Source organism: Holospora obtusa F1, from assembly GCF_000469665.2.
Taxonomy (GTDB): domain Bacteria; phylum Pseudomonadota; class Alphaproteobacteria; order Holosporales; family Holosporaceae; genus Holospora; species Holospora obtusa.
Genome location: NZ_AWTR02000084.1, coordinates 1 through 11,128, shown reverse-complemented (window position 1 = coordinate 11,128; position 11,128 = coordinate 1). Strand labels below are relative to the sequence as shown.

Sequence of the window (11,128 nt, the reverse complement as noted above, 5' to 3'; positions counted from 1 at the left end):
ACCTTGAAACATATTGGCTAAACCAGTCGATGTTGAATAGTGATTTTGACTTATCAAATAGTTGCTATAAATATCAAGAAGATCCAGTTTCATTTTTTGTCCTTAAAAACTTACGGACGAAAAATATGATTATTTCAAGCAGAAATCAACTATTGCTGCGTAACATCAGATCCTAAAAAAAAGTAAAGATTCAGAACAAAACTCGTGGTGACAGGAAAAATAAGCTGGATATAGAAAACAGGCTGCTTATGGCGCCTTTAATACATTGGAAAATACCGGACACATTTTTACGTTAGCAAAAGTTAAGGCTTCCAGTGAAAGTACAGCATAAGATACACTTAAGTGGATAGAAGACACGCTCATTAAATATTCAAAATTCGTAAGGCCTTGCTTAGAAAGTGATATGGACTGGTTATAAATACGTTATTCACAATAAGTTAAACATAATAAACGTATCAAAAATTTCAATAGCAAACAAAAATATAGCTAAAGCTACATAAAATGATTATGTAGATGAGGTCTTAAAAAGCTTCTCTACCAAGCCCCCAATTTTTCGTCTTAATGCTTTCACTTGAGCCCATACTTAACTTTTCTGTCTCTTTGATCGACAAAATACGAAGCATAAAATCGAAGGAATACATTCGCTCATACCGAATCTAAAATTTTCTTTAGATTATAATTATTTTATGTGACTTTAGCTATAAAATTAAGATGTTTTTCTTCATCGTATAAAAACTTGGATTTTACTTAAACTGATATTTAGGTTCTCCCCATAAACTCTCTCTTTAAAAGCAAAGCTAAGGATGAACGTTAAAAATAATTTTGCTTGAAACTAAAATGGGTATAAATTGTCTATTCACCCTATATTCGAACTGTTTCAAAAAAAATATACAAAAGATCTAATATATTCAGTTGTTTTTTAGTAAATATTTTTTTAAAATTTAAAAAATGAAAAAATAAAAATTTGTATGTTTCACGACTTTATTTTTTATGGAAGAGATACGATCACGCTAGTTCAGAATCGTCTTGTATGGTTTATTCGAGCATCTGGTTTTGGCATGAGCATTCTAGTTCTTCGATTATGCTGGGTAAGCATCGCGCACCGTTCCAAACCCCAGCTTTCTTTAGAGCAATCCATGGAAAGACGTGTGTTATTAGATTCCCAAGGGAAAATTCTTGCTCACAGTTTGCCAAGTTTTGCTTTAGCGGCAAATCCAAAAAAAATTATGAATCTTAAGGAAGCCGTACGAGAGCTTCACAGCATACTCCCCTTTTTATCAAAAAAGAAACTTGAGCAGCGCTTGAGTTCAAAGAAATCTTTCGTTTGGATTTGTAGACAACTGTCTCCTAAAATGCGTCTGAAAATTTTGTCTCTTGGAATTGAGGGGTTAGAGTTATTTAAAACTCAAAAACGTGTCTATCCCTATGAAAATCTGTTTAGTCATGTGCTTGGTTCTGTTGATACAGATCAACAAGGAATTTCTGGAATTGAAAAGGGATGTAATAAAATAATTTCAGATCAAGAACGTAAAAAAATTCCCATTTATTTATCACTAGATACGCGGCTTCAATATGTTTTACGTAAAGAAATTCTCTCCTGTATCAAAGCATTTCAAGCACAAGGAGGAAACGGAATTTTAGCCAACATTCATACTGGAGAAATCTTAGCTATGGTTTCTCTTCCAGACTTTAATTCTAATGTCAAGCAAAAAGATCCTGGCTCTAACGCGATGAATCGAAATACAAGCGGAGTTTACGAATTTGGGTCTATTCTAAAAATACATAATTTAGCTTTATTTTTAGAAGAAAAAAAAGGAAATTTAGATAGCGTGTTTGATGCAACTCATCCCATAGCTATTGGAAGATTTTTAGTCAAAGATTTTAAAGGAAAGTGTCGACCTTTAACTGTGCGCGAAGGATTTTTATACTCTTCGAACATAGTAAATGGGAAAATGGCTTTAGAGGTAGGAGAAAAAGCGCAACAATCTTTTTTTTCCAAATTATCATTTTTTAATCCTATCAAATTAGAGCTTTCAGAGTATGCAATTCCCATTATCCCAAAAAATTGGTCTAAAGCGCGCTCAATTACTGCTGGATATGGCTATGGATTTTCTGTTACTCCTTTACACATTGTTCAAAGTCTTCAAATATTGTTGAACAATGGAAAACGTGTTCCGTTGACGTTATTAAGGCGTCATAACAAAATTTGTGAATCTCCATCTATATTCAAATCTCGAGAACTATCCAAAACACTTTCTGAAGTGATGGAAATGGCCGTAAACACAGGGCAAGCACAAAAAGTAAAGACTAATTATTGCAAAGTCGGTGCAAAAACAGGAACAGCAAATATATTAATTAACGGAAGATATAGAGAGCATCAAAATCTCACTTCTTGTGTTGCTGTTTTTCCTATGCCTGCACCATGCTATGTCTTACTGATCACTATTGATCGTCCTAAAGGAAACGCTTCAACACATTATTACCATACTGCTGGATGGATTGTTGCTCCTGTTGTGCGCTCTATTATTGAAAAAATTTCTGGATTTTTAGGAATTATACAGCTTTCTGATCGCACAAAAAATTTTAATAAAGCAAAATGAACATTATACAAAATTATTGAATAACAAAATTTATTGTTGTCGTATAATTTAAATAAATGTTATTTTTTTTACGTTAAACAAATGCATTGAAATCACTGATCTAAACAAATTTATAATAGACTTTGTGCGTAGGTGTAAATTTCAGTGAAATTTGTGTAAAATGTATAGAGGATTTCTGACAAGAGAGAGTCTTCATGTCAATGAGATACACCAAGCTGAGTAAGCAGTTCAAGACATTTCAGCATTTTTTTGAGATATCCGTGAAGAAATTTAATAAATAAATTGAAATTTGTTAAAAAGTATGTGATTTTTAGAGAAAAATTTTAAAATCATATAATCAAAAATCTTTAACTTTGATTGCTTAATATTAGGTATTTCTTCCATTCGTTAATGCAAAAATTTTGAACTTAACTGCACTATAAAGCGACAAAAAAACGTCCTTGGACAAGAAAAAAATACGGACAAGACAAAGAGAGGTTCAGATTGTGGAAAAGCACAACTTCCAAGACATCACAACATTTTAAACTCATGCTCGATTGCTACCGAAACAAACGTCACAGCGCTAAGCTTAACAGTATCGCCCATATCGCGTGACCTGAACAATAGGTTTGTATAAAAGGAAGTGCGGAAAAGATGCATTGAAAAAAACTCAGAACACATTAACTAACTGCTGATGTAAGGGGTCTCATGACCAACACAATTGTGAGATTTATTGGTGTGCAAACGTTATATCCTAGGGATCCCCCCTGAGGTAGAGTGTTCAAAACGGTAAGATCTTTCAGAAAAATGCGTTTTACGTAAATGATGAGCGGCTTGCACAGCTTCAGAAAATCCTGTCATAATGAGTTTTAATTTTTCTGGATACGTTACACAATCTCCTGCAGCATAAATTCCTGGAACAGAGGTTTCTCCTGTTGTTGAAGAGGTGACAATTAATCCTGAAGACAACTGAACTCCCCAAGATTCGAAAGGACTTTTTTGAATCTCCAAACCAAAACAAGGCAATAACATATCACAATCTACCCAGTGAGTTTTACCAGAAGAGTAGTGTAAATGCACCTGATGAAGATGTCCATTTTCTCCTTTTAATCCTATAATTTGACACGGAGCAAAAAGTTTTATTTTTTCTTGGGCAATACAGGTATGTAATTTCTCCAAAGAAGCATCGTGAGCGCGAAAACTAGTTCTTCTGTGAACAAGAAGAACTTCTGCGGCTTCTTGACACAATAGTAAACTCCAATCTACTGCTGAATCTCCACCACCTGCAATCATAACTTTTTTTCCAGAAAACTGAGAAAGATTTTCCACGCGATAAAACACACTTTTCTGTTCGAAGTCTTGTATGAAAGGAATTGAAGGACGCTTTGGAGTAAAGGCTCCTGCTCCTGTACATAACAAGATTGTGCGACATTTTATTTGAGTACACGGAGTAAACACAGTCCATTCATGTTCAGAATTTTTTTCCAACGTACTGATGGGGGTTTTTAAAAAAATGCTTGGATTAAAAGGAGCTATTTGCTCTGATAAGCGCTCTATAAGCTCTTTTGCCGACAAAGCAGAGTGTCCTGGAATATCATAAATAGGCTTTTCCGCGTATAAGGCAGAGCATTGCCCTCCAATATGAGGAAGCGCATCAAAAATTCCGACACGCAAACCCACCATGCCACAAGCAAAAACTGAAAACAATCCTACGGGCCCGGCACCAAGAACGACGACATCGTAATGAAGAGCTGTCATGATCAGTATTATATCATTTTTTATAAGTGTAGGCTTTTTTTATTTAAAAATCTATTGTCTTAGATATCTACAGTTAAGATGACGTAGTGCTATGAATCGTTTTTAAATTTTGTTGCACAACTTATCGTGTAGATTGTTTTTCACAGCTCTTGACTTAAAAGCACTTGGATATTACTGTGAAAATTTGAAAAAATACTAGAGTAACTTAAATTGAAGTTCACGCGTTTAAGCATAAAAGTGCAGTCTGATATTAAGCCATAAAAATGAGAATTTCTTGACTATATGATCTGAGCGCTTTTTCTAAACGTAAAATGCACCTTAATTTGATTATAGAGTCCAAAAATAAAGCATCTTTTTAAAAAATTAATAAAATTTTGACATTTTAATGTATTGCTCCTATATTAGACCTGCTGCGTAAGTATGATTTTATGCAAATTTTATGAAAAAATAAGGAATTAATAGTCTAAAGTAAATTCTCATGTTACTAAGATATGCAAAAATTCAGAAATATCCAAGAACATTTAAACGTTTTTTTACCTAACTCCTCATAGATTGGAGAAAATTGTCAGAAAAGTTTTTTCTTTATGGAAAAACGAGTGACAGGACGTTATCAACGTCTTGGGCATAAATAAGATTGAGATTAGTGAAAGAGTATTAATACTTTTGATTTATTACAGAAAGCTATATAAAATAATTATTTATAGATTTTTTATTTGTAATAGATAATTTATTCTGGATTATCCAAAAACTAAAGCCTGTCTTGGCCAAAGTTGCGGCTATTGGCAAAGACAGGCATTTACTTAAAGAAGAGGTGAAGCCGTTCATTATCGATGCCACAGAGCAGCTCCTATAACGACAGAGAATAATTTTTGAGCAAAAATAAATGCTGTTGTGTAAGAAATGAGGATCTTAGCCTCATATTAAAAGCACTTGAATTGAGATATAAGCTCCGGCAGAACTTAATTTTTTGCCTAATCCATCGCTTCATATTTTCCCAAAATTTCTCGATTGGATTTAAAACAGGTGAATAAGGTGGTGCCCTCTACAACCGGCAGATTCAATGAATTCTCTGATTCTTTTAGATTTATGAAATGAAGCATTATTTATGATCACAACTTGTCCGGGTTTTAATTTTTTTATCAAAAACTGTGCTACCCAAGCTTCGAATAATTGTGTGTTACAAGAACCGTTAAAAACCATCGGAGCAATCACTGCTTTATTAGTAAACCCGCTACAATATGAGTTTTTTCGTAACATTTATTGCTCTTTTTATCAACAAATTTTTCACTTTTTCCCTATTCTTTATCTTTACAAATGATTAGCTTTATCTCGATTTCATCAATGTATACAAGACTTTCAGCTGATATATATTTTTAGCTTCTTTGTATGTATTTCGTTTTTATTTATTTGATTTCCACATCGGTGAAAACTTTTTTATAGCTAAAAGCCCTGCGCGCCTTAACCCATACCGTTCCCCACTGAAACTCATGCCAAATTCACGGACAATATCTTCTGATTTGGTATCTGAATGATTGATATTGAATAAAAGACTCTTTTTTTATAGTTTGCTTTGCACCCACACGTCTCTTTGGGCGGCAACGTCCTTTACTTTTATAACGAAAATGCCATCTATTGATTGTCATTTTATTTATTCCAAAAACTCTAGATGCTTCTTTTTGACTGTTACCTGCTTTGAGAAAATTCATGACCTTTTCTCTTAAATCTATACAATATGGGCGCGTTGACATTATCTACCTTTTTAGACAAAATACACCGTATTTTGTATTGCAATTCAATTGTTTTCACCATGCATCGCCATTTCCACACGCTATGGTAAAGCGTCTTCAAATGTTCTAGGCGTCATTTACTTAGCTTTAATTGTCGTTTGACTTATTTGAGAACGAGCCCTAATATTTTTTCTTAAATATAGCTCATCTATTCATGAATCTCAAATTGAATTTACTATACTTCTTGAAAATTTTGTGTGGACGCAAGCTCTCTGTTCCCTTGATTAGGGTAATTTAAAATACATACTTCGTAAATTTTTCTAGGATCTGCTCTTTGGATTTCAAAAGAAAAACCAGAAGCATGTTGAATGACTTCCCCCTTTAACGGAACGCGCCCCAAGATATAGCATAACCAGCCTCCTAAAGTGCTAATACGATCTTTTTCTTCTGTGGAAAATAGTGTAAAAATTTGAAGCTCCTCTTCAAAATCTTCTAAGCTCATTCTCCCCCTTAACACCCAAGGATTTCGACTAATCACGGATACTTCTTCTTCTGAAGAAAGAGACAAATGCATACTACTAAACTCTTTTAAAATATGCCCTTTGGTGACCATGCCTTGAATCCCTCCATGCTCATCTACGATAAAAAGCGCAACGCCATGATGTTTGTATAGAACTTCCATCATTTCATGAATTGTCATAGATGCAGGAGCAAAAGATGCATGATTTAAATGACGATACCATCTAACATCTTGACTGCACGCTTCTTTTAAAGCAAGAACACTATGAATGCTGATGACCCCACTAATGTTATCTAACGTTTCCCTATACACAGGGAGCCAACGAAACCCAGTTTTTAGGAAAGTGGACGTAATCTCTGAAAAGGGAAGTCGATAAGAAACCGCTTGAATATCGCTGCGAGGAATCATAATATCTTCCACAGGAAGAGAAAAAAAACGTTCCATGGTTCCTTCTAAAGTTTCGTCTTTCACTGATTGCTGAGCGTCAGAAAAATAGTTCATAATATGTCGCAAAAAGTTCATAAAGGTCTCCAATCATAACCCAAATGGGTGCAAACGTTTTTTTCTAAAGCTTCCATAACTTCACGCTCTTTTACTTTCACGTGATCGTATCCCAAAAGATGCAGTATTCCGTGGATTAATAGGCGAGCTATGTACGCTTGTGGGTCAAAATGGTATTTTTGAATTTCTTTCGTAATGTAAGGAAACCCTAATAAAACAGTTCCTAACGGTAAAGGAATATCCATAGAAAAATTTAAAATTTGATCTAAAGAAAGCAAAGGAAAAGATAAAACGTTAGTTGGCCCAGGCTCTGGGCCGTAATGTTGCGTATAATGTTCCATCTCTTTATCGTGAATCAACAAAACTTCTAAAAACAAATCGAATCGTGCTGCATGACCTGCGTTCAAAAGCGTAGCGTTCAACACTGTTTTTACAAAAATTCGATCAATAAAAGGATACTCAAAAACAAAATTCCTTTGTGAATCAAAACTAAAACGTAAACTTAAATCTAAGCCGGTCAAAGCGACAATACCAATGAGCAGCACATAAATCCAAGTTAGACTACTGGAATTCAAAATTTTTTTCAAGAGCTTAGGAATTTTTTAGTATAAGTTGTTTTTTTTGCACTTTGTGCAAAATTAATAATAATATTTATATTTTAATTGATTGTTATTTAAAATATTTTTATTATTACAAATTAATACTTTAATGATCACACAAAAAAATATGATTTAAAATAAGCGTATACGCGGAATTTAACGTTTAAAAGTTAGGATTCTTAAACTTTTTCCCAACACTGAAAGAGTTTAAAGATCGAAATGAAGACAATAAAAAATATTTGACGTACACTCGATCCGATCATTAGACCGGATGCGTAAGTAGTTTTTGAGAAAAAAGGGCAGAGTCTTGTTTAGAGTTTATCTTTTTCAAGTTTTGTTTTAAGCAAGGAAAAATTCGTTTTTGAGGTTAACGATACCCGAAACACTATTAGGTTTACTACGGTATCGATCAGAAAGAATTTTAAAAGTTTTCACTTGAGCAAAAATATGTTCAACTTTAACGCGTATACAAGACAAGGTACAGTTGTATTCTTTTTCTTGTAGATCCAAAGTTTTATTTTTTAATCTTTTAAAGAAACTCCGTTCTGGATTAAACTCTTGTCCAAGCCTTGGCACCTCGAATCTACGTAAACTCTAGTGTGCTTAAGAAGCAAAGATCCGTGTTTATGAAGCGTAATAATCATGTCTGGAGTCAGGTGCGGTGTTTGATATATCAACAATTCGCCCCTTTCATGATTTCTTTGAGAGCGGGGTATTTTTCTTACCTCTATGAAAAGGCTTTTTGGTCATTCTGTAACATTGATAATGAACGACTCCACCTCTCCTTAGGTCAATGTCTATCTTTGCCAATGGCCACAACTTTGGCAAAAATAAGCTCTAGTTTTTGAATAATTCGGCATGAATCATCTATTCTAAATAAAAAACTTATACGTGCTTGTGTTATATTGCTTGTAATAGAGCAAACACATCAACACTTTTTCATTAATCTCAAGCTTATTTAAGCACAGGACGTTGATACTGTTTTATCAATTGCTTTCCACAAAGGGCAAATTGTGCAGACAATTCCCTAGAATTTATGAGGAGTTAGACCAATTGGATGTTTTTGAATCTATGATTATCTTAGCGACATGTGCTCTTACTTTAAACCATTAATCCCAAATCTTCTCAAAAAATTTACATAAAATCATACTTACGCAGCAGGTCTATTTAAAAATTTAAAAAAATGATTATTTTTACTTAAACAGATAAAAAATTTTTAAACGAACATAGATTTTGGTCAATATAAATCGGATATTCTCTAACGTTATTCTGATCAAAAATTTTATTCATTTCTTGCTGCCTTATACATCGGGTGCAGGACTCAAATCTTGTGAGTGCACCGTCTAGTATTAAACCATACACTCTCAAGTATGGTTTAACGTGAGTAAGAATATTTTTGTTCCAAAATAATTTTATTTTTAATTAAGACACCTGATTATTTATTTTTTTCAAGTTAATGATTTAGAGCGTCTTGAGAAGAATTTTCTTTTCTTTTGTTGGTATTTACCTTTTTTATTTTCTAATAATTCAGCGATCTCCTCCAATAAACGATTCATTACGTTGATCTTTTTTTCTTGTTTGTTAATAGAATTTATCAAATCATCTTGAGATTTAAATAAATTATTTTTTTCTTCGACTTTTTGATCTAATATCTGCGCTAACTTTTCTACACTAGATTTAACAGAAATGTACGAATTTGGGTCATTCAAAAAATTAGAAGAAATAAAGCCTTGATTTAACGAAAAATTCGCATATTGAATCACCTCTTTAGCAAGATCCTTAACATCAGAAGTGTATTCATTACTTTTATCTTCTGATACAAGATGTAAAGTATTTAACAGGTCGTCAACGCGTTTTTTGCTTTCATCTGTCAATTCTGATGATAATATTGCTTTAAGCGTCGCGACTTTTTGTTGCAAGAACGCTAAAAGCTGACCACTTTTTTGGTGAAAGGGCTCAAGCTTTTGAGCTGTTTGGCTCAAATTGCTCTTTAAGGTCTCTGTCTTATCCACTTCTTTTGCGATTAAACTTTTAAATCTTTTGCGGGTCTTTTTGTTTATATTTTGGGGATCAATTGAAAATTTATTTGCAAATTTATCTAATAATTTTGTTTTTTTGTTCAGCCCTAGCACGATATTGCTTAAAGTCTGACCGAGTTCTTCTTTAGAATAAAAATCTGTCAATTTCGTGTTGTTTTGAATGAGAGCCTCAATTTCTTCAGGCAATTTCAATCCACTTTCGATGCCTTCAATTTTAGCTTTAAGAGCGGAACTTTCTAAACTTAACTTTTCTAACTCTGCTTTATCTTTAATTTCTTGCTCTTCTTTCTCTTTTTTTACTCTCTCTTCTAGCTCTCGCTTTTCTTTTTCTGCCTTCTCTTTCTCTTCTTTCTCTACCCTCTCTTTCTCTGCCTTCTCTTTCTCTTCTTTCTCTACCCTCTCTTTCTCTGCCTTCTCTTTCTCTTCTTTCTCTTTCTCTAATGCTATCTCTTCTGCAGTTTTCGTTGCAGGTGCAGGTGCTACCGAACTAAGCATCTTTAATGATCTCTTACCCTTAACAGCATAAACTACTTGATTATTGAATAATGAAAATACAAGAAACATTATTATAAAAAAATTTTTATTCATTTGATTATTACAACTAAAATTCACAAATATATGATAATAAAATATGGTTAAATTACTGTTTTTTTCAAAAAATTTTGAAAAAGAAATAGATCTTTCGCTCAAATCTCTGGTTATTATCCAAAAAAAGAGAACACTTTTTGGAAAAAACAATGACGTACGTAGAAGGTTTAACGATGTACATCAAGTTTTTAATATAGTGATTTATATTATGGAGAGTCGATTTATTTTGTTATTAAGGCTCCTGCCCTTCAATTAAGCCCAAGAATAATTGCAAGCTAAGTGAATGGCGCCTAGAACATTTGAAGACCTTTTATTATAGCGTGTGTCTATGGCGCGGTACTGCCTTAAGTTTAGCAAAAAAATTCTCGATTAAAGACGAGATTTATAAAGAATATTTACCATCATTTGAAGGCTCCAGACGGTTCTTTTTAGGTGGAATTACGGCTTTAGGTCCCTTTTTCTTTAAATTTTCCCTGCCCCCTCATCGGCAAGCACCGCACCAGCCTTCACAAGGTGATCCATCAACGCATCGCCCCCATTCCAAATCATGGTCCTGACTTTGCGTAAGGTAAAAAGTGACCGAATTTCCATGGGAATCACACGGTGCATGAATTCCGTTATTTCGTCAGGCATCTTGGCCTTCCGTTATAAAAATGTCGAAAAAAATTCGGGTATAATACATATCCTTTAGCGATGAATGCAATAAAACCATTTCCCTAAATTAAATTTAAGTAAGTGACTGATGTTACGCAGCAATAGTTGATTTTTGCTTGAAATAATCATATTTTTCGTCCGTAAGTTTTTAAGGACAAAAAAT

The 11,128-nt window shown here is 33.5% G+C and carries 10 protein-coding genes; 1 reads left to right on the top strand and 9 read right to left on the bottom strand.

The window, feature by feature from the left end:
- The first annotated feature begins 968 nt into the window (after positions 1 to 968).
- Positions 969 to 2,600: a peptidoglycan D,D-transpeptidase FtsI family protein gene (locus P618_RS05165; RefSeq protein ID WP_021828023.1), complete on the top strand. Its 1,632-nt coding sequence runs from the start codon at positions 969 to 971 to the stop codon at positions 2,598 to 2,600.
- 726 nt (positions 2,601 to 3,326) lie between these two features.
- On the opposite strand, the gene P618_RS05160 is transcribed toward P618_RS05165, so the two are convergent.
- The 9 genes from P618_RS05160 to P618_RS08070 form a co-directional block, all read right to left on the bottom strand.
- The gene (locus P618_RS05160; protein ID WP_021828022.1) at positions 3,327 to 4,337 is read right to left on the bottom strand and encodes an NAD(P)/FAD-dependent oxidoreductase; all 1,011 of its coding nucleotides are present in this window, start codon (positions 4,335 to 4,337) and stop codon (positions 3,327 to 3,329) included.
- An 847-nt stretch (positions 4,338 to 5,184) separates the two neighbouring features.
- Positions 5,185 to 5,346: a hypothetical protein gene (locus P618_RS09535; protein ID WP_084024609.1), complete on the bottom strand. Its 162-nt coding sequence runs from the start codon at positions 5,344 to 5,346 to the stop codon at positions 5,185 to 5,187.
- A gap of 5 nt (positions 5,347 to 5,351) precedes the next feature.
- On the bottom strand, positions 5,352 to 5,594 hold the full coding sequence (locus tag P618_RS07445; RefSeq protein WP_021828021.1) for a transposase: 243 nt from the start codon (positions 5,592 to 5,594) through the stop codon (positions 5,352 to 5,354).
- Between the two features lie 239 nt (positions 5,595 to 5,833).
- Positions 5,834 to 6,085 carry a helix-turn-helix domain-containing protein gene (locus P618_RS09530; RefSeq protein WP_021828020.1) on the bottom strand — a complete coding sequence of 84 codons (252 nt, stop codon included), beginning with the start codon at positions 6,083 to 6,085 and terminating at the stop codon, positions 5,834 to 5,836.
- Positions 6,086 to 6,299: 214 nt separating this feature from the next.
- Complete coding sequence (locus P618_RS05145) at positions 6,300 to 7,106, bottom strand: transporter associated domain-containing protein (RefSeq protein ID WP_021828019.1); 807 nt, start codon at positions 7,104 to 7,106, stop codon at positions 6,300 to 6,302.
- Complete coding sequence (gene ybeY, locus P618_RS06160) at positions 7,103 to 7,672, bottom strand: rRNA maturation RNase YbeY (protein WP_162147093.1); 570 nt, start codon at positions 7,670 to 7,672, stop codon at positions 7,103 to 7,105. The genes P618_RS05145 and ybeY overlap by 4 nt, the downstream gene beginning before the upstream one ends.
- A 351-nt stretch (positions 7,673 to 8,023) precedes the next feature.
- Positions 8,024 to 8,260 (bottom strand): transposase family protein, encoded by a 237-nt coding sequence (locus tag P618_RS09525; RefSeq protein ID WP_024161247.1) that lies wholly within the window; start codon positions 8,258 to 8,260, stop codon positions 8,024 to 8,026.
- 872 nt (positions 8,261 to 9,132) lie between these two features.
- Positions 9,133 to 10,311, bottom strand: a complete 1,179-nt coding sequence (locus P618_RS06155; protein ID WP_156919028.1) for a hypothetical protein — start codon at positions 10,309 to 10,311, stop codon at positions 9,133 to 9,135.
- A gap of 462 nt (positions 10,312 to 10,773) precedes the next feature.
- Positions 10,774 to 10,944 (bottom strand): hypothetical protein, encoded by a 171-nt coding sequence (locus P618_RS08070; RefSeq protein ID WP_024161246.1) that lies wholly within the window; start codon positions 10,942 to 10,944, stop codon positions 10,774 to 10,776.
- Positions 10,945 to 11,128 lie beyond the last annotated feature (184 nt).

Excerpts from the sequence above, each read along its gene's own strand:
- P618_RS06155 (WP_156919028.1), bottom strand. The coding sequence starts at position 10,311 with ATGAATAAAAATTTTTTTATAATAATGTTTCTTGTATTTTCATTATTC.
- P618_RS05145 (WP_021828019.1), bottom strand. The coding sequence starts at position 7,106 with ATGAACTTTTTGCGACATATTATGAACTATTTTTCTGACGCTCAGCAA.
- P618_RS07445 (WP_021828021.1), bottom strand. The coding sequence starts at position 5,594 with ATGTTACGAAAAAACTCATATTGTAGCGGGTTTACTAATAAAGCAGTG.
- P618_RS05160 (WP_021828022.1), bottom strand. The coding sequence starts at position 4,337 with ATGACAGCTCTTCATTACGATGTCGTCGTTCTTGGTGCCGGGCCCGTA.
- P618_RS09530 (WP_021828020.1), bottom strand. The coding sequence starts at position 6,085 with ATGTCAACGCGCCCATATTGTATAGATTTAAGAGAAAAGGTCATGAAT.
- P618_RS08070 (WP_024161246.1), bottom strand. The coding sequence starts at position 10,944 with ATGCCTGACGAAATAACGGAATTCATGCACCGTGTGATTCCCATGGAA.
- P618_RS05165 (WP_021828023.1), top strand. The coding sequence starts at position 969 with ATGTTTCACGACTTTATTTTTTATGGAAGAGATACGATCACGCTAGTT.